The following is an 18,626-nucleotide window of genomic DNA, read 5'->3' on the forward strand; positions in this document are numbered from 1 at the left end:
GGTATATTCGTACTATATTAAGCGCAATCTCAGTTTAGTCGCTATAAATACTTACCAGGACGTCAACCGCGTCGAAATCGCACTTACTTCGAATCTCAGAAAGGAAAACCACATGCGCGCCTTCCGTACCGCCTTCGCCGCAGTGGCTACCGTCGCCATCGCTGGTGGCGCACTGACCGCCCCCGCTCACGCAATGACCAACGAGGAGTCCCGCCCGGAGACCCCGGCAACCAACGACTCCCTCCCGATCATCCACACCTACCGTGGCTCCGACCACATCAAGGCCAACGTGCTCAACGCTCGCCCGGTCTGCAACTCCACCGAGGACTACCGCACGGTGGTCTACAAGGTCACCGACAACTTCCTGCCGGTCGGCACCATCTCCACCACCAACCTGTCTGACAGCCCGGTCAACCTGACCCAGGACCTGTCCCGCACCCAGCAGATCTCCGCATCCGTCAACGGTTCCAAGACGGAGACCCTGAACATCGGCGGCACCGGCTCCAAGGACGGCCTGCAGGGCACCATCGGCTACACCCTGGCCAAGTCCCTCGGCTGGGACGTCTCCGGCTCCCTGTCCTGGTCCGTCGGCCAGAAGATCGGCCCGTACGAGGTTCCGGCCGGCAACACCGGCGAGGCTACCTACGGCTTCCGCACCGTCACCATGACCGGTACCCAGCAGCGCTGCCGCCCGAACGGCACCTGGGCGACCCCGACCGCGTGGATCGCAAACATGCCGGTCAAGAACGAGGTCCGCGTCAAGAACTACGACACCCCGGCTGCTTCCTGGGCTCCGAACAAGGGCGCACAGGTCACCAAGCCTGTCGACGATGCAAACCCGAACTTCGAGGACGAGGTCAACAAGCTCCGCGAGGGCGAGGACCTCGAGGACGTGACCAAGGTCAACGACGACGAGGCCGCTGACGTCACCAACAAGGACATCACCGACGAGGGCACCGAGGTCGTCGAGGACGACGAGGCTACCGAGGTTGCTGACAAGGAGAACACCGAGGTCGAGGAGACCATCGAGGAGACCGAGACCGAGGGCGAGACCGCCGAGGACGCTGCTGACCGCGAGCAGCAGGACCTGGACCTCGAGCCGTACTTCACCTCCTCCTCCTGGAAGTCCTCCGGCTTCGCTGGCACCGCTGCGCTGCGCATCAAGAACGTTGGCAAGGACCGCTACTACGGCGAGTTCCCGGCTGTCACCTTCCGCGTTGACGTCAAGACCGCTGAGGGCCCGGAGGGCGTCGACCGCCTGATCACCGCCAACAGCCACAAGGGCGCTCACGTCCGCGACCTGGGCTTCGACCGTAAGAAGGGCGTCCGCACCTTCGAGGTCACCCTGGCTAACCCGATCAAGTCCGGCGAGGAGGTTGCAGTTGCTTCCTTCAACTTCGGCGATGGCAACACCTCCGAGGGCCGCATCCACAACTACATCACCGCGACCCAGACCGGCCGTCTCGATGGCGACGAGTCCGACGACAACGACCAGGACGTCGACTCCCGCGAGGCAACCGTGTCCGACTTCGGCCGCAAGCTGGACGGCACCTTCTAAGCTGACCGCTTAAGCGGTTCCGCTTCGAAATTTCTTCTCCCGCCCGGGCTCTCCACCACGGAGGCCCGGGCTTCTTACTGCGCCCACAACGGCGAAGTTATCCACAGGCTGTGGATCCCTCTGTGCATACCCCACATTCCACAGCCTGTGGATAAACCTGTGCACTACTTCCACAACCCGAACAAAGTGGCTGTTCGAACGCTCTTTGCCCTCGCTAATCGACGCCACCCCGCCCCCAGTTCGAGGAATTACACGCCCGTAACTATCCACAATGTGAATAGATCTGTGGAAAACTCCCCATGGGGATAACCGGTGGACAACACGCCGCACTTCTCCACAATCCCCACGCCAGCTACCCCGCGTACCCCGCGTACCCCGCGCTCACTGTGCACACCGCCAGCGCGACCCACGCCGCCACCCACCGCGTACGCACGCTTGGCGACGTCACCGGCCACGCCATCAGCGCCCCCGCAACCAGCCCGCCGGCGTGCCCCCACACGCTCACGTCCGAGGCGACGAGCGTGTACACCACGTTGCCCACGAGGAGGATGAGGGCGGGGCGGGGGTCGACGTGGCGTCGATAGGCGATGGCGACGAACACCGCCATGAGGGCGTAGAGCGCGCCCGACGCCCCCGCGGTCGGGGTGAGGAACGCGAACTGGAGCACCGCGGCGGAGGACCCCAGGATCCCCGCCGCGTACGCCACCGCGTAGGGGCCGCTGCCCACGGCGCGCTCGACCTCGGTGCCGATCACGGCGAGCATGAGCATGTTGAGCACGAGGTGCGTGGCGCTTAAGTGCACGAACCCGGCTGTGAGCGCGCGCACGAGCCCCGCGCCCTGCGTCTCCGGCCCCCACAGCACGAGCTCGGCGCCCACCGAATCCCACACCACGCTGTCCAGCGAGCGCGACTGCACCGCCATCACCGCGTACACGATCGCGCACAGCGCGGTGATGGCCACGCTCACGGGCGCGCCGCGGAAGAACTGCTGGGCAATCTTCTGCATGTCAGGCCTCCAAATACAAAAGTGCCCCCGCTGCACTGAGCGGGGGCAAGGGTCGAAGCGGTCTTACTCGGAGACCTCGACGGACTTGATGACGACGTCCTCGACCGGGCGGTCCATGCGGCCGGTCTGCACGTTCGCCAGCTCGTCGACGACCTTGCGCGAAGCCTCGTCGGTGACCTCGCCGAAGATGGTGTGGCGGTTGTTCAGCCACGGGGTCTCGGCGACGGTGATGAAGAACTGGGAGCCGTTGGTGCCCGGGCCGGCATTCGCCATGGCGAGCAGGTACGGGCGGTCGAAGGTGAGCTCCGGGTGGAACTCGTCGGCGAAGTTGAAGCCCGGGCCGCCGGTGCCGGTGCCGGTCGGGTCGCCGCCCTGGATCATGAAGCCGGGGATGATGCGGTGGAAGATCGCACCGTCGTAGAACGGGCCCTCGTTGGAGCCGGAGGCGTTGGCCGCCGAGTACTCCTTGGTGCCCTTGGCCAGGCCGGTGATGATCTCCACGGTCTTCGGCGCGTGGTTGCCAAACAGGTCAATCACGATGTCGCCGTGGTTGGTGTGCAGGGTCATCGTCTGCGTCTTATCAGTCATGGGTCCCAGGATACGCATTTTCGCGCGCGGGTGGCGGAGGGTGGCACACGAAAGCGACCTGGGGTGCGTTCCCACACCACCGGGTCGCGTGTTCGGCGCGGCGCCTACTTCAGGCCAGCGACGACCTCATCGCGTGCGGCGACCAGGTTGCGCAGCGACGGCTCGACCTCGGCGTAGCCGCGGGTCTTCAGGCCGCAGTCCGGGTTGACCCAGAGGCGGTCGGTGGGCACGTGCTGCAGCGCGGCACGCAGCAGGCCCGCGATCTCCTCCTGCGACGGGACGCGCGGGGAGTGGATGTCCCACACGCCCGGGCCGATCTCGGAGTGGAAGGACTCGTCGAGGTCCTCGAGCAGCTCCATCTTGGAGCGCGCCGCCTCGATGGAGGTGACGTCGGCGTCGAGGGCAGCGACGGCGTCGATGATCTGCCCGAACTCGGAGTAGCAGAGGTGGGTGTGGATCTGGGTTGCGGGCTGCGCCTCCAGGGCGACCAGACGGAACGCGCGGACGGCCCAGTCGAGGTAGGCGGCGCGCTCGTCGGCGCGCAGCGGGAGGAGCTCGCGCAGGGCGGGCTCGTCGATCTGGATGACCTTGATGCCGGCGTTCTCGAGGTCGCGGACTTCGTCGGCAAGCGCGAGCGCGATCTGATCGGCGGAGACGGCGAGCGGGACGTCGTCGCGCTTAAAGCTCCAGGCCAGGATGGTGACCGGGCCGGTGAGCATGCCCTTGACCGGCTTGTCGGACAGCGACTGCGCGTACTTCGCCCACTCGACCGTCATCGCGGAGGCGCGGGAGACGTCGCCGACGACGATCGGCGGACGGGTGCAGCGGGAGCCGTAGGACTGGACCCAGCCGTTCTCGGTGACAACGAAGCCGTCGAGCAGCTCGGCGAAGTACTGCACCATGTCGTTGCGCTCGGCCTCGCCGTGGACGAGCACGTCGACGCCGATCTCTTCCTGCAGCTGGATGACGTTCTTGATCTCGGTGCGCAGGGCCTCCTGGTAGGCGGCGTCATCGAGCTCGCCCGCCTTGTGGTCGGCGCGCGCCTTGCGGATCTCCGGGGTCTGCGGGAACGAGCCGATCGTGGTCGTGGGCAGGGTCGGCAGGCCGAGCGCCTCGCGCTGCGCGGCCTGGCGCGCGGCAAACTCCGGCTGGCGCTGCACGGCTCCCTCGGGGAGCGCCTGCACACGCTTCTCGACGCCCGCGTTATGAATCTTCTCGCTCTCAGCCCTCGTCCGGACCGCACGATCCGACTGGGCGAACGCCTCCTCGGCGGCCTCGGGGCCGACGACGAGCGCCTGGATCTCGGCGACCTTCTCGTCGGCAAACGACAGCCAGGTCGCGACGTCCACGGGCAGGTTCTTCTCCGCCTTCAGGGTGTGCGGCACGTGCTGCAGGGAGGTGGAGGTCGAGACCGAGACGGCGTCGCGGCCGGCGGCCACGGCCTCGAGGACCTCGGTGCGCTCGCGCAGGTTCGCGGCCCACACGTTGCGGCCGTCGACCAGGCCCGCGACCAGGTGGGTCTCCGCCGGGATCGCCTTGGCCACGCGCTGCGGGTAGTCGGCGTCCTGGTCAAGGGTCCACGGCGCCAGGTCCACGTGCAGCGCCTCCGGGGCGAGCTCCGCCAGGACCGGCAGCGCCTCGCGGGTCGCGCCGTACGGGGTGGTCAGGTACACGGCCGGGCGGTTGTCCGCGCCGAGGAGTGTCGTGTACGCCTCGCGCAGGTGGGTCGCCAGCTCCGCGTCCGGGGTGGACAGGTCGGCGACCAGGGCGGGCTCCGCCAGCTGGACCCACTCGGCACCGGCGTCCTTGAGGGCTGCGAGGACGGTGGCGTAGGCGTCGATAAGCGAGGGCAACAGCGACCACTCGGCCGGCTTGGACAGGGCAATCAGGGTGACGGGGCCGACCAGGAACGGGCGGACCGTGTGGCCGGCCTCTTTGGCCTCCTCGAAGATGCGCACGATGCGCTCCGCGGCGGGCGCGATGTCCTGGCCAGCGGCGATCTCCGGGACGAGGTAGTGGTAGTTGGTGTCGAACCACTTGGTCATCTCGAGCGGGACGCGGGTGTCGTTGCCGCGGGCGAGGGCGAACTCCTCGTCCAGGTCGGTGCCGCCCGGGATCAGGCCGACGGTCAGCGCCGTCTCCAGGACCTGGTCGTAGTAGGCCACGTCGGCGGCGATGGCGTAATCCTCAGTCAGCCCAAGGTCGCGCAGGTGGTTGTAATTGTCAATGCGCAGCGCGTGCGTCGTGGAGCGGAACGTGTCCGCGTCGATGCGGCCCGCCCAGTAGCTCTCCAGCGCGCGCTTCAGCTCGCGGTTCGCGCCGATGCGCGGGTAGCCCTCGATTGTGGCCTTGGGGAACGGTGACGAGGATGACACAGTAGGTCCTTTCAATGGAAACGGGTGGGTCGGGTAATTCGGGTTTATTGGGGTGAGTGGTCTGCCCGCTGCGGGATCCCGATGCGGGACAACAGGTCCTGGGTCACAGCGAGGTTGTTGTGCGTGTACACGTGCAGGCCGCCGGTGCCGGCGTCCAGGATGGTGTTGGCGAGCCGCGCGGACATCTGCATGCCCAGCTCGTACTCCTCCTCCGGCGTCGTGGCCTGCGCGAGCGTACGAGCCACGCACTCCGGCACCTCGATGCCGGAGAGCTCGCCCATCCGCTGCACACGCTTCAGGCTGGTCATGGGCATAATGCCGGGGATGAGCGGGATGCGGACCCCGGCGAGTCGGGCCACCTCAACAAAGTCGAGGTAGTCCTGCGCGTTGAAAAACAGCTGCGTGATGGCGAAATCCGCGCCCAGCCGCTGCTTGGACAGCAGCACGTCCAGGTCTTCGTCGAAGTTCTTGGACTCCGCGTGCCCCGACGGGTAGCACGCCACCGACAGCGCCAGCTTGCCGGCGGCCAGGCGGAACGCCTCCTCGTCCTCCACGTCCTGGATCAGGTTGAGCAGGTCCGTGGCGTGCTGGAGGTGGTCCGCTGGCATGCCGGTCTCGGGCAGGTCGCCCCGGAGGGCGAGGAAGCCGCGGACGCCGGCGTCGATGAGCGTGCGAATCCACGTGACCAGCTCCTCGCGCGTGCCCGCGGTGCAGGCGAGGTGCGCGATCGGGCGCAGGTTGGTCGTTTCGGCGACGCGCGCGATGAGCGCGGCCGTGCCGGTGAGCCAGTCGCTGCGCCGTGAGCTGGTCACGGAGACGTAGTCGGGGCGGTAGGCCGCGAGGCCGGCGATGAGTTCGTCGAGTTTGCCCTCGTCCGCGCCGTGGCGGGGCGGGATCAGCTCGAAGCTCAACGCGGTGCGCGTGCGCCGCCGCTGCTGCGTGGTGTCCTCGCCGACGCGGTCGATCGGCGCGGAGGCAGACAGCCGCGTCGGTGCAAAAGTGCCGCGCATTGGTTTCCGCCTTTCTCTGTGTCTGGGCCGTTTTTCAACGGTGTCCAAGAATCTAGGGGCCGGTTTTTCAGGGCACAACGAGGGGGCTCATTCGGGCAGGCCACGCGCGTTAAATTCGTGAATATTAATCGCAGAAATGAACAGCTTGGTATGTTTTTGCGTAACGCTTGGTCCGGGCATGCGCGGCGGCGGTTTGGGTAGCCTTGGGGCGAACCGACCTCGACCCCCTACACAGAGGAGCGACAATGAACACGCAAATTTTCCAGGTCCTGCTCACCGGCATCTCCGACACCGTGAAGTACCTGCGCGGGCAGGACGAGAAGAAGAAGCGCGAGCTGTACGATTCGCTCGTTGACACACTGAAGAACAACAACATCGACTCCCTGCACGACCTTGCGGACAAGGAGCAGCTCGAGGAGCTTTACGACGCCGCCCGCACCCAAGCCGGCGACGTCACCCGCGCCGCCCACAAGCGCTTGGACCGCCGCCGCGCCGCCTTCAACGCCGCGCTGCCGGCCCGCGAGGAGCAGCGCAAGGCTTGGAAGGCCGAGGCGAAGCAGCACAAGAAGAAGGCCAGGGGCAACGGCGGCAAGATCGCGGCCGGCATCTTCGGCGTCGCGGCGCTCGCCGGCGCCGGCTGGGCGTGCTGGCAGTTCTGGCTCAAGGACAAGCTTAACGACGCCCCCGAGCCCACCCCCCAGCCGCGCACCAGCACCGGCGAAGCGAAGCTGGTCTACTCCACCACCACGGAGGACGATCTGCACGCCGAGGAGAGCACCGGCGTGTACTCCCCCGACACCGCCACCGGCGCGCACGCGAAGGACGCCGACGGCTCGACTGGCTCGACCGTGCTGACCACCAGCCTCGACGACACCCGCGACCACACCGAGGGCACCGGTGAGGGCCTGTCCACCCTGGACACGCTCGAGGACGACCAGCGCAAGGCCACCCGCGGCACCTCCACCCGCAAGAGCCGCCACTCGCTGCGCGAGGACTAAAGGCGCGGGTCGCCGCGCCTGACCACGTGGACGTCGACGCCGCCAAACAGGCTGAAGCAGCGCACCACGATCTCGGGCGCGGAATCCGGCAGGTCCGCCGGGTCGATCACGCCGGGCGCCAGTTGCATGTCGTGGCCGCCGAAGAGCCCGACCCCGTTGACGCGCACGCGGAAGCCCTCGGGCACGTACACGTCGACACCGCCGAAGACGCCGACCGCATTGATGGTGGTCACCGGCTGCGCCAACTGCGCACCGCGCAGGTCAATGTCTACGCCGCCGAAGACGCCCACCGCCGTGTGCGTGGCCGCGATGGCGTCGCCGCGGACTTTCGACCCGCCGAACACGCCGAGCGAGACGCTCCGACCGCGCTCGACCGCCTGCACCTGTGCGAGCGCAGCCTCAACAGGCGGGGCGAGCTCGGCGCCCGGGATCTGCGCCGGCTCGCGGTGGCCGAAGAGGCGGTTCTGGGGGTCATCGACAAGGTCGGCGATGAGGGCCACGAGGTCGTCGCGAGTCGTGGCCGCCTCGCACTTCGAGGAACGCTCCTCGAACTCGTTCACGTCAATCTGCCCCTGGCCAAGCGCAGTGGACAGGACCTCGGCCGTGCGGTTGCGGTCGTCGTGGTTACACCGAATGCTCATACCTTGATGCTAACACCCGGCGCCGTCTTCTGCGGCCGTTTTCGCAGGCAGGCATGCGTGTTGGCGCCAGGGGCACTGGCGCTTTTAACACGAGGGCGACGGCACGCTACCCGTCATCCGGCGGGTCCGGGCTACGAAACGGCGCCCGCGCCGCATGATCCACCCCAGTCGGTGTGACCCGACCCGACGGCGAGACCCACACAATCCGCCCACCACGACGCTGCGTCCGCCCACGCGACGGCCGACCCGCCTGATAATTGTGATACCGACACAACCACCCCAAATTCCCCACCTCAGTCTCACCCCCATGCTGATGCTCCACCATATGATGCGCATCGCACTGTGACGCCGGCACATCACAATCCTTCCACGTACACGTAAGCGAATCCGCCAACATCATCTCCCGATGCTTCCGATGCGCAAACCGCACATCATACGCATTCACCGGCCCATCAGCCGCCCCCACCAAAATCACCGACCCCAACTCAGCCAAACGCATCCGCACAAACTCCGCACCGGAGACCACCACACCATTGTCAAACCGCACCTGGACGTCATCACCCGCCCCCGCGATGACCTTCACATACTCCCCCAGGTCCAAATTCGCAGTTACACGCACCGTGTAGTCCGCCTTCGGACACTCATCAGACAACCAGCCGACCACATCATCTTTCGCCGCATCAAACAACCCCTGCACCGCAAGCGAGGGACCAGTGACCTTCAACGTGGCCATCCCATCACCATGCTGGCGCACCCGCACCCCAGGCGTGCGCGCAGGCGCCGGCGACAACTTCTGCTTCAACTGCCCAGCAACACGGCGCACACACGCCAAATCACCACTGGTGGCACACAGCGTTTCAATAAACCGCCACCGGTTCGTCGCATCTGTAATCGAGCGCGACGCACGCGCAATATAGGCCAACGTATCCACCCGATGCCCGCACTCACGGGCCCCTGCCACCGCCCGGGCCTGGTAGCGCGAATGCGACGTCGGCGCGTACAACATGCGGGCGGCGACGACTAGCTGGGCGGCGCGGTCGGGGGCGACGCCGGCGTCGATAAGCGAATCTGCAGACACGCCAACGGCCGCGGCGACGTAGTCAACGCCGGCGCGGTCGTGGGCCACAAGGTCTGCAATCACATCCATACCCAGCACCATACGGGCCCGTGACCAGCGCAAACAAGCACTTGTGAGAAGACTCCCAAAACACCCACCGAAGGGAACCGCGGGCCCGTTCCCTGCGTCTAATACTGGTTAAGGGTTTTCCGCGCGCCAGGCAATGAGGAGGTTGCGCACGAGGCGCTCGCGCACGTCGGGAAACAGCGCCGTGAGGGTCGCGTCCATGGGGCGGGTGACCACGATGAGCTCGGAGGCGAGCTCGGTCGGCGTCTGGTCCGGCGCGATGAGGCCGTGGGGCGCGGCCTTGTCCAGCAGCACCTGCACGCGGGCGAAGAACTCGTCGCGGCGGCACTCCACGTCTGGCTCCACGCCGTCCGGCAGCTCGGACGCGAGCGCGCCGACGAGCATGCCCACCCCGTAATCCACGAGCCGCCACACGAAGCGCTCCCAGCTGCCTTCGGGGTCGTCGTCGAAGGCGGCGAGGGTGTCGTCGAGAAACCCGTCCAGGTCCTCGATGAAACGGAGCGCGCACGCCTGGCGCAGCTCCGCCCGCGACGGGAAGTGGCGGTATAGGGTGGCAATGCCGACGCCGGCGTCCTTCGCCACGCCCTCGAGCGTTACCGCGGAGTTGGGGCGGGTGCGGAACTGCTCGGTGGCGGCGGTGATGATTTGGTCGCGTTTCGCGCGCGCATCTGATCGCACCTGCATCTCCTTCCCGCGCGATACAGTTTCGTCTTGACATCGCGCTACATGCGGAGCACCATAGCAGGAGTCTTAAGTGATAGCCAACCCTCCACTTGGAGTTTTTCAATGACACAAATTCTCAGCGCAACCGACCTTGTGCTGCGCAAAGGCGACGACCCGGTGAGCGTCGACGCCAGCGAGGGCTTCAACTTTCTGCACGTCGGGCGCGAGTCAAGCGCCACGACGCTCGCGATGACCCTCGCCGGGCGCTACAAGCCGCACTCGGGCACGGTCGACGGCCCCGGCTTCAAAAAGACGGCGCTGGCCGGCGTGCACATGATCGATTCGCTCGACCGGCAGATCCCGCTGCGCGACTTGCTGCGCGAGCAGATCGCGTGGTCGCAGCCGTTTTTCAAGCCGACGCCGCGCCGCCCGCTCGAGCACGATACCGTGGCTCGCTGGCTGGAGCCGCTGGGGCTCGAGGAGCTTGACAGCGCCACGTCGGTAGGCGAGCTCAACGTGCTCGACCGCTTCCGCTTCCGCATTCTGCTCGCGCTGGTGTCGCGACCGAAGGCGGAGCTGCTCATCGTGGACGACGTGGACCAGATCCGCGACATGTCGCTGCGCGCGAAGCTGCTGGACAACCTGTACGCGGTCGCTGAGGAAGTGCCGGTGTTGGTGACGAGTGCGAACGAGGAGGACCGATGAGCGGACTGCACCTGGGATCGAATTTCCGCAAGTTTCTACACGGCAAGCTGCCGCCTCTGGCGCTGATTGCTATCACGCTGCTGCCGCTGCTGTTCGGCGGCCTGTTTGTGTGGAGTTATTGGGACCCGCTGGGCAACCTGAACAAGGTGCCGGTGGCGTTGGTGAACTCGGATGAGGGTGAGAATGGGCAGCAGGTCGTCGATAAGCTGCTCGAAGAAAAGCCCATGAACTTCCAGGTGGTTTCCGCCGACGAGGCCCGGCAGGGCATCGCGGACGGCACCTACTACCTGGGCATGGAGATCCCGACCGACTTCACCGAGGCCGTGACCAGCGTGAAGGAGGACAACCCGCACCAGGCGAAGATCAACGTCACGCTGAATGAGACGAACGGCTTCATTCCGACGATGCTGGGCGGGCAGGCCTCGCGAGTGATCACGGATACCGTGTCCAACACGGTCGGGTCGAAGGTGGTGGACCAGCTCTTCGTCGGTTTCAACACCATCAACGACGGCATGGGCCAGGCCGCCGACGGCGCGGGCCAGCTCAACGAGGGCGCGAAGAAGGCCGGCGAGGGCGGGCAGAAGCTTGACGACGGCGCCACGAAGCTGGACGACGGCATGCAGGAGTTCAACTCGAAGCTGCAGCAGATGCCCAGCGCCGCGCACCAGCTTGACGACGGCGTGACGCGCCTCCAGGACGGCGCCCAGCAGCTCAACACCGGCATCGGCACCGCGGCGGACGGCGCGAATCAGCTCTCCGAAGGCATGCTGACCCTGCAGGGCGGCACCGACAAGCTGGGCGCGGGCGCGTCGCAGGTTGCGGGCGGCGTGGACAAGATCGCGGGCGTGGCCGGCCAGCTCGGCGCGGCGCAGGCGGCGTTCGCGGACATCGACGCATCCCTGAACCAGGTCATCGCGGACCTGGACGCCTCGCCGATCCCGGGCACGGAGCAGATTGCGGCGCAGGCTCGCCAGACGCAGGCGCAGCTGCACGGCGGCCCGCTCGCCACGGCGATGAACTCGGACCTGGTGAGCCAGCTGCAGCTGCTGCAGAGCGGCGCGCACCAGGTGGCCAACGAGCTGCAGGACCCGAACGCGCAGTACCGCGGCGGCGTGAACCGCGCCACCGACGCGGCCCAGCAGCTGGCGGCCGGCCTGGCCAAGCTGCAGGACGGCTCCGGCACGCTCGTCGCCGGCGTGGCGCAGCTGAAGGACGGCACGTCGCAGCTGGTCGTGGCGGCGAACACGGCGTCGGACGCGTCGTCCAAGCTGGCCGACGGCTCCAACCAGCTCGTCGTGGGCCTCGGCGCGCTGAACGACGGCCTGGTGCAGCTCGATGACGGCACCGGCGAGCTCAGCGTCAAACTCCACGACGCGCAGGAGCAGGCGCCGACGTGGGAGGGCGAGCGCCTGAACAAGGCGGTCGACTCCGCCTCCAACCCGGTCGTGCTGAACCAGGCCGGCGACGAGCTGACGTTCTTTGGCAAGGGGCTCTCCCCGTTCTTCCTGTCGCTGTCCCTGTGGTTCGGCGGCCTGGTGCTCTACATGATCTTCGAGCCGATTTCGCGTCGCGCGATCGACTCGGGGGCGTCGCCAGTGCGCGTGGCGCTCAACACGCTGCTGCCGTCGTTCCTGGTCACCGGCGTGCAGTCGGTCTTCCTGTGGATCATGCAGGTGTGCATCCTGCGCGTCGAGCCGACTCACGCGGGCGTGATGCTGGCGGTGCTGGTGGGCGTGTCGTGGGTGTTCGTCTCCTTCATCTACATGCTCAACTGCATCTTTGGTAAGTCGATTGGCCGCCTGCTCACCATGGCGCTCATGTCGCTGCAGCTGGTGGCGTCGAACGGCCTGTACCCGCCCGAAGTGCAGCCGAAGTTCATCCAGTGGGTGCACAGCTGGGACCCGATGCGCTACTCGGTGGACCTCATGCGCTACGCCCTGTTCGGCACCGACGGCGGCGATCCTCGCATGATCCGCGCGACACTGGTGCTGTTGGGCATCGCGGTAGGCTCGTGGGTGGTCGCCTGCCTGGGCCTGACCAGGCTGCGCCAGATCCCAGAGCGCGATCTGCACCCCGAGCTTTCGGTCTAAGACCGCGAGCCCTTGCCGGGAGCGGATTGTTGACGTATCATCTTGATGGACGACATCCCACACGGAAGGACACATCATGTTCAACCCGCTCAACCTGCTCCCCGCTAACCAGAAGGCCGCCAAGGCCGCCAAGGCCGCCAAGGCACAGAAGGCTGCGAAGTCAAAGACCCGCCTCGCCTCCGCCGCGCTGCGCGTGCCCACCGGCCTGTATATCCTGAACTCCGGCATCGGCAAGATTGGTGCCGACGAGGGCACCGCCGAGTTCCTCCACGGCATGGCCGTCACCGGCATCCCGGCGCTGAAGGACATGGACAAGGAAACCTTTGCCAAGTTCGTCGCCTACTCCGAGACCGGCATCGGCGCAGCGCTGCTCACCCCGTTCGTGTCCAACCGCCTCGCCGGTGCCGCGCTCGCGACGTTCGGCGCGGGCCTGCTCACCATGTACTTCGGCAACGATGCGATGACCGAGGACGACGGCATCCGCCCGTCCCAGGAGGGCCTGCCGCTGTCGAAGGACTCCTGGCTCGTAGCCATCGGCGCCGCGCTCATGGCTCTGCCGCGCAAGTAGACGCGCAGGCGTGCAGCGCGGTACTAATATGTTTCGCGTGAAACGTGTTCCCGCCCTCGTCGCCCTGCTTGCGCTCGCCGCTGCGGCTACCCCTGTTGCTACAGCGCAGCCGCTGCGGCCGTTCGCGCCGAGCTGTACCCCGATCCACGTCGTGCAAGCGGCGGGCTCGGGGTTTTCGCATTCCTGGGACCCGTCAGCCCGCGACACGCTTTTCGACGACAACTCCTCCCCCGCCGCCGACCTCACCGAACACTTCGGCGCGCGCACGGTGCGCAGCTACCAGGTCCGCTACCCCGCCTCGTTGGGCCGCTTGAGCGCGCTCGGCAGCGCCAGCGGCGGCATCGAGGGCACGGAGGCGGCGACCTACGGCGAGTCCGTCACGCAAGGAACGGACGACGCGGTGCGCGAGATGGAGACCGTGGCGAGCGCGTGCCCGCAGACCCGCTTCATCATGGTGGGCTACTCGCAGGGCGCTCACCTGATCGGCGACGCGGCGGCGCGGGCGGCGCACGGCCAGGTGCGCGGGGTGGGCCCGGAGCAGATTGCCGGGGTGGTGTTGTTTGCGGATCCGGGGCGAGCGAGCGTCGATAGGCAACGGGCCCTGCCGCCCGCCAAGCTGTACGCGTCCGCGCCGAAGGGGGTGCTGGCGCGCGGCGGCGAGCTGATCAACGGCGGCGGGTCCGGGGTGATTCCGGAGCGCGTGGGCCTGGCCGGCGAGCGCGCGCTGAGCTTCGCCGGCCTGGAGGGCAAGGTGCTCTCGCTGTGCAACCCGGCGGATATGGCGTGCTCGACGGACCCGGATTCCGCGCTGCGCGACCTGGCGGATGTGGCGATGCGCGAGGAGGCCGTGGGCCCGCCCAACGCGGCGACGGGCGCGCACGTGCTGGAGTTTTCCCGCCGCATGGACGCGGGCGTGCCGTTGCAGCAGGCGGTGCGCGAGTCGGGCCTTTCGCTTCTCGACGCCCCCGCCGCCGCCCTCATCCTCGGAGAGATCGCACTCTTCGCCCAGGCGGCCGACGGCGCCACCCGGTCGGAGCAGGCGGCCACCCCGCCGGAGCAACTCGTGGCGGTGACGCTGCTGTCGGCGCTGCCCAACCTGGCGAAGGAGGGCGTGACCTGGACGTACCTGCTGCCGGCCCTCGAGGGGCTGCGCGGCGCGGTCGCGGGGGACGACGAGGACGGGACCTGGGCCGACGTGGCGCTCGAGGGGATGCGCGCGACCCAGGCGATGGAGCGGTTCTACCTGCAGCTGGCGCGCTCGGGTGTGGTGCCGCGGGTGCCGACGCCGACGGAGCAGCGCCAGGCCGCGGCACACTCGGCGGTGTCGCAGCTGGTGGGGCAGGTCTCCTCGGCGGCCGGTTTGCAGGCGGCGATGGGGAATCCGGTGAATGGGAACTTGTTGGCGTCGGCAAGCCAGGCGGGCGACTTCGGGCCGCGGCACATGTCGTACTACAAGCTGGGGTACACGGATAGCCCGGGCGGGTTCAACGTGGACGGGCAGACGGGGTACGACTACGCCGTCGACTGGCTCGACGACGTAGTCCGCGGCGTACTGCGGGAGCGGTAGGGGCTACTTGAACGCCTTCATCGCGTTGTCGATGGCGGCGTTAAGTTGCGCGCGCACGCCCTCCAGGCCAGGGATCGGCAGCTGGGATACTGCGATCAGCGCGAGCAGCAGCACCAGCGGGGTTGCGATGCCGACTGAAGAGGCAATGGTCTTCGGGTCCGAGGAACCGTCCTTCGGCGCGTTGCCGTCAGCGCCCGACTTCGTATCGATGTCGAAGCTGTAACCGGTGGCGTTCTGCACGTTGTCATTCACCGGGACGAACGACACCGTGCCACGCACGCCCTGCTTCGGGGTGAGGACCAAGGAGTCGCCCTCGCGGGTGATGTCCACGAGGTCCGCGCCCTCGGCAATCGCGACGTCGCCGCCCTCCTTGCCGAACGAGATCGTGATCGCGCCGGTGGCTGCGTCGCGCTTGGCGCTGGCGATGTCCTTGTTGGGCTCGTCGAACTCGTTGTCGGTCGGTAGAGTGTGCTCTCGCAAAATAATCAGGGAACTGATCGTGCGGACGAGCTTACCGTCCTTGTCATATTCTTCGGTCACAACGAATTGTTCCTCACCACCTGCTTTCGGGGTCAGCGTGAACGTGCCCTTATCGTCCTTGCCAGTGGTGACGTGATCCGCACCCTGCACAACCTTAAAGGTGTTGCCCTCCGAGATCGGCTGGTATGCCTTGCCCTGACCAATGATGAGGTAGTCGCGCAGCTGAGGGGTGTCAGAGGTTGCGCCCCGGACGATCTTCAGGTTCCAGGTGTTAAGGACGTTGCCGTCCTCGTCCCACTCTTCAATGGTCGCGGTCTTGCCGGCAGCATCAGCCTTCGGTTTGGCCACCCACTGGTTGCCGTCCTCGGTCTGGTACTCCAGGTACTCGGCACCGTCGATGACGACGAACTTATTGGACTTCTCAACCAGCGTCGCGCGGAACTCTGCGTTGGGCGAGGTCCGATAATTGTAGACGCGAGCGCCCTTGGACTCCGTGATGGTGAGCGTGTATGTCCCGTACACACCTTGCTTGTCGCTCACAGCAATCGTGACAGTACCGGTCTTGCCCGCACGGCCGGTGACGACGAAATCGCCATCATCCTCGCGAACACGGACGAGATCGTTGCCGTCGATGTCGTTGCCGTCGGCATCCTTGGCGGAAACGATCTTGTAGGAGTCGCCGAATTCAGCGGAGATGCGCGCTGAACCAAACCAGGTCATCTCATGCTCGACGTCCTTCTGTTGCTCACCGGGCGTGATGTTGACAGTAAAGCGCTCGTAAGCGTAGCCGTCATCGGTGCGGTCCTCGACCATGACCCGGCCGCTGGCGCCGCGCTTCGGAGAAATCGTCATGTTGGACTCACCATCCCACGGCGCGTCTTCGAGTAGGTCCCTGCCTTCGGTGATGTGGAGCCGGGTGCCAACCAACCCGAGCTCATTGTCGGAGGTAATCGTGTACTCGGACTCGATCGGATGAAACGGAGCGACCGAGTAGATGTGCTCAATGACAGGGACGTTCTCGTAGTCGACACCGTCGCCGCTAGTCTCCCACCGGACGAATTCGGTGGCCTTAAGCTTCCCCTGTGCCCCCGGCTTGAACTCCAGCTTCAAGTCGCCCCAGATCTCTTTACCGTCGTAATCTTCCGCGTTCTCAAAAAAGTCCTCGAGCTTTGCGCCGTCCAGCGGTTCGACCAAGAAGCCATTGTCTTCGTCACTGAACGGAGTGAGGTACACCTTCGAAAGATCGACAACCTCGTGCACACGGGTGGTCTTCTCGAGGTTGAAAGTATGGCGCTCTATGCTGACCGTGACGTTTTGAACGACGCGACCCTGGCTGTCCTTGATGTTAATGACGGCGGTGCCGCCGCTCTTCTTCAGCGCATCGTTGTCCTCGTTGGCGGTGACGATCCAGGCGTTGTCCTCCTCGGTCACAGTGACAAATTCCGCGCCTTGAACAATGTCGTAGGTCGCACCAGCGGAACGTCGCAGCTCTGTAAATCCCCCGTACGGTATCGACTCGTGAACGATGCTCTTCGTCGCGTACTTCCGCTTCTCCAGCTGGAACACGTGCGGGCGCACAGTACCGTCGGCGTCGGTGACCACGACGTGGGCCATGCCCTCCTGGTCCCTGCTGGTGGGAGTGACCTTCCACACCGGCGTGCCGCCGATCTCAGTCTCGTCGACTGCGACAAGGTCCTCACCCCTGGTTACCACTGCGGTGCCGCCGTTGTTGGAGATGTAGGCAACCGTGCTCGTGGGTAGATGGCGGTACGCGGTTTCCTCGGGTGCGCGTGGCGGGGCGTCGATAATCTGCTCTGGTTCCTCCGTCACTTCCGCATTGATGGTGTTGTTGAGCTGCAGGTGGTAAATGAACTCGTCGGCCTGCTCATCGGTAATCACGACCGTGGCGGTGGCGTCGCCCTCGAGGCTCGGGCGCGGTGTGAGCACGAGCTGGTGGTCACGTTCACCGCGGGTGACGCGGACGTACTTCGCGCCCTCGGTGACTTCAAAGGTCCAGTGGCCCTTGATGCGCAGATCCAAGTCGATGGTTTTGGACTGCTCGTCGGCGGTGAATCCTGCAAACTGGTGGTACTCGGTCGAAGTGGTCTCGACTGGTACGGAATTGTCAGGCAAGTCAAGCCCCGGCTGGTAAAGGCTGAGCAGACGCTCGCCGTCCCTGCCGAGAAACACGGTGACGTACTCGTCGTCGCCCGCAGTGAGTTTTTCAATCTTTTGGGTATCGGGAACGAGGACGTAGTTCAGTGTCGCGTCGGCAGAACCCGGCTTGGTTCGCTGCGCGACTGTGAAGCCAGTGATCTCGTGGAATGCGCCCATGTGATTCTCGAGGACGTCTGCGCGTGCCGCGTTGAGGGACGCGACGTCATTGCCAAGCAGCGCTCGAGTAAAGAGGAGCTTCTGCTCAATCTGCTGTGTCAACGAGGGTGACGGTTTGGAGGCGTAGTTCCGAAGGTCCTGCTGAAGCGCCTTCGTCAGGTTGATCGCAGCGACACGGACCTGAGCGTCCAAGTTATCGCCCTCACCGACGCGACCGGACTGGCCGGTCAGCTTGCGAACCTGCACGCCATCAAAGGCATCTACCGCACCATCGATGCTCCATGCAGGACCGCGATTTGTCTGAAGTGGTGCCACTTCCCCATCAAGGCCCCTCGCTTGCACCTCAAGTTTGGGACGGAGCGCCCGGAATTCTTTGAGGGTATCTGGCGCAACGGGCTCAAATGCTTCTGTGGCAAAGGTGTCCGCGGCGAGGGCATTCGGTGCAATAACTGCGGTGGTGCTTGTGGCGAGGACACTGGAGACGAGCGCAGCTAAGGCACGCTTCTTGAGGGAGGACATAGGCAATGGGAATCCTTTGAACTTTCCGAGTTAGTGCAATATAAGATTGCATTTTCCTGGAAAAGAGGTGGGTAATGACAGTGCCTATTCTGTCACACCGAGCTCGCCCACGCGGCGCATGATCGTATGATTTTGTGGTTTCACCCTGGCCTGTGGAAGCGGAGGCGGGTGGACAACAAAGAGAAGAGCCGCTTATGGGTGCATCACCCACAAGCGGCTCAACCAGACACTACAAACTACTTCTCAGCAGCCTCAGCATCCTCCGGCTTCGCAGCCTCAGACTCCTCGGACTTCACAGACTCAGCCGGCTTACCAGACGAACCATAACGCAGCGTGTCATTATCCGTCGCCTCACCCAACTGGTACGACGACGTCGACTC

General features: G+C 65.9%; 14 protein-coding genes. 6 read left to right on the forward strand and 8 right to left on the reverse strand.

Annotated features, from left to right (window positions below):
- Positions 1-112 precede the first annotated feature (112 nt).
- Complete coding sequence (locus FPP74_RS07255) at positions 113-1,558, forward strand: hypothetical protein (protein ID WP_122086557.1); 1,446 nt, start codon at positions 113-115, stop codon at positions 1,556-1,558.
- Positions 1,559-1,910: 352 nt separating this feature from the next.
- On the opposite strand, the gene FPP74_RS07260 is transcribed toward FPP74_RS07255, so the two are convergent.
- The 4 genes from FPP74_RS07260 to FPP74_RS07275 all read right to left on the reverse strand — a co-directional run bounded on the left by FPP74_RS07260 (position 1,911) and on the right by FPP74_RS07275 (position 6,537).
- Entirely contained in the window at positions 1,911-2,564 is a 654-nt protein-coding gene (locus tag FPP74_RS07260) for a rhomboid family intramembrane serine protease (RefSeq protein ID WP_144717730.1), read from the reverse strand.
- A 63-nt stretch (positions 2,565-2,627) separates the two neighbouring features.
- Entirely contained in the window at positions 2,628-3,152 is a 525-nt protein-coding gene (locus tag FPP74_RS07265; protein WP_095535822.1) for a peptidylprolyl isomerase, read from the reverse strand.
- Positions 3,153-3,256: 104 nt separating this feature from the next.
- Positions 3,257-5,527 carry a 5-methyltetrahydropteroyltriglutamate--homocysteine S-methyltransferase gene (gene metE, locus FPP74_RS07270; protein WP_144717732.1) on the reverse strand — a complete coding sequence of 757 codons (2,271 nt, stop codon included), beginning with the start codon at positions 5,525-5,527 and terminating at the stop codon, positions 3,257-3,259.
- Between the two features lie 44 nt (positions 5,528-5,571).
- Positions 5,572-6,537, reverse strand: a complete 966-nt coding sequence (locus FPP74_RS07275; protein WP_095275321.1) for a methylenetetrahydrofolate reductase — start codon at positions 6,535-6,537, stop codon at positions 5,572-5,574.
- 245 nt (positions 6,538-6,782) lie between these two features.
- Between FPP74_RS07275 and FPP74_RS07280 the strand changes: the two genes are divergently transcribed.
- Positions 6,783-7,535, forward strand: a complete 753-nt coding sequence (locus tag FPP74_RS07280) for a hypothetical protein (protein WP_144717733.1) — start codon at positions 6,783-6,785, stop codon at positions 7,533-7,535.
- Here the strand turns inward: FPP74_RS07280 and FPP74_RS07285 are convergent.
- The 3 genes from FPP74_RS07285 to FPP74_RS07295 form a co-directional block, all read right to left on the reverse strand.
- Positions 7,532-8,176, reverse strand: coding sequence for a DUF1707 domain-containing protein (locus FPP74_RS07285; protein WP_144717734.1), 645 nt, complete (start codon positions 8,174-8,176; stop codon positions 7,532-7,534). The genes FPP74_RS07280 and FPP74_RS07285 overlap by 4 nt on opposite strands.
- A 106-nt stretch (positions 8,177-8,282) precedes the next feature.
- On the reverse strand, positions 8,283-9,323 hold the full coding sequence (locus FPP74_RS07290; protein ID WP_144717735.1) for an HNH endonuclease signature motif containing protein: 1,041 nt from the start codon (positions 9,321-9,323) through the stop codon (positions 8,283-8,285).
- 108 nt (positions 9,324-9,431) lie between these two features.
- Positions 9,432-9,998: a TetR/AcrR family transcriptional regulator gene (locus FPP74_RS07295; RefSeq protein ID WP_095546354.1), complete on the reverse strand. Its 567-nt coding sequence runs from the start codon at positions 9,996-9,998 to the stop codon at positions 9,432-9,434.
- Positions 9,999-10,106: 108 nt separating this feature from the next.
- Between FPP74_RS07295 and FPP74_RS07300 the strand changes: the two genes are divergently transcribed.
- The 4 genes from FPP74_RS07300 to FPP74_RS07315 all read left to right on the forward strand — a co-directional run bounded on the left by FPP74_RS07300 (position 10,107) and on the right by FPP74_RS07315 (position 14,913).
- Positions 10,107-10,688 carry a hypothetical protein gene (locus FPP74_RS07300; protein ID WP_144717736.1) on the forward strand — a complete coding sequence of 194 codons (582 nt, stop codon included), beginning with the start codon at positions 10,107-10,109 and terminating at the stop codon, positions 10,686-10,688.
- Positions 10,685-12,778, forward strand: a complete 2,094-nt coding sequence (locus FPP74_RS07305) for a YhgE/Pip domain-containing protein (protein ID WP_144717737.1) — start codon at positions 10,685-10,687, stop codon at positions 12,776-12,778. Before FPP74_RS07300 ends, FPP74_RS07305 begins: the two co-directional genes overlap by 4 nt.
- Positions 12,779-12,854: 76 nt before the next feature.
- The gene (locus FPP74_RS07310) at positions 12,855-13,346 is read left to right on the forward strand and encodes a hypothetical protein (protein ID WP_255456095.1); all 492 of its coding nucleotides are present in this window, start codon (positions 12,855-12,857) and stop codon (positions 13,344-13,346) included.
- A gap of 37 nt (positions 13,347-13,383) precedes the next feature.
- Positions 13,384-14,913 carry a cutinase family protein gene (locus FPP74_RS07315; protein ID WP_186439406.1) on the forward strand — a complete coding sequence of 510 codons (1,530 nt, stop codon included), beginning with the start codon at positions 13,384-13,386 and terminating at the stop codon, positions 14,911-14,913.
- A gap of 3 nt (positions 14,914-14,916) precedes the next feature.
- On the opposite strand, the gene FPP74_RS07320 is transcribed toward FPP74_RS07315, so the two are convergent.
- Complete coding sequence (locus FPP74_RS07320; RefSeq protein WP_144717739.1) at positions 14,917-17,973, reverse strand: hypothetical protein; 3,057 nt, start codon at positions 17,971-17,973, stop codon at positions 14,917-14,919.
- Positions 17,974-18,626 lie beyond the last annotated feature (653 nt).

Origin of the sequence: Corynebacterium sp. NML180780 (genome assembly GCF_007786415.1) — a bacterium.
GTDB lineage: Bacteria > Actinomycetota > Actinomycetes > Mycobacteriales > Mycobacteriaceae > Corynebacterium > Corynebacterium gottingense.

Bases quoted from the DNA above. Each gene is read 5' to 3' on its own strand.
- FPP74_RS07255 (WP_122086557.1), top strand. From the start codon at position 113: ATGCGCGCCTTCCGTACCGCCTTCGCCGCAGTGGCTACCGTCGCCATC.
- FPP74_RS07260 (WP_144717730.1), bottom strand. From the start codon at position 2,564: ATGCAGAAGATTGCCCAGCAGTTCTTCCGCGGCGCGCCCGTGAGCGTG.
- FPP74_RS07265 (WP_095535822.1), bottom strand. From the start codon at position 3,152: ATGACTGATAAGACGCAGACGATGACCCTGCACACCAACCACGGCGAC.
- FPP74_RS07275 (WP_095275321.1), bottom strand. From the start codon at position 6,537: ATGCGCGGCACTTTTGCACCGACGCGGCTGTCTGCCTCCGCGCCGATC.
- FPP74_RS07280 (WP_144717733.1), top strand. From the start codon at position 6,783: ATGAACACGCAAATTTTCCAGGTCCTGCTCACCGGCATCTCCGACACC.
- FPP74_RS07285 (WP_144717734.1), bottom strand. From the start codon at position 8,176: ATGAGCATTCGGTGTAACCACGACGACCGCAACCGCACGGCCGAGGTC.
- FPP74_RS07290 (WP_144717735.1), bottom strand. From the start codon at position 9,323: ATGGATGTGATTGCAGACCTTGTGGCCCACGACCGCGCCGGCGTTGAC.
- FPP74_RS07300 (WP_144717736.1), top strand. From the start codon at position 10,107: ATGACACAAATTCTCAGCGCAACCGACCTTGTGCTGCGCAAAGGCGAC.
- FPP74_RS07305 (WP_144717737.1), top strand. From the start codon at position 10,685: ATGAGCGGACTGCACCTGGGATCGAATTTCCGCAAGTTTCTACACGGC.
- FPP74_RS07310 (WP_255456095.1), top strand. From the start codon at position 12,855: ATGTTCAACCCGCTCAACCTGCTCCCCGCTAACCAGAAGGCCGCCAAG.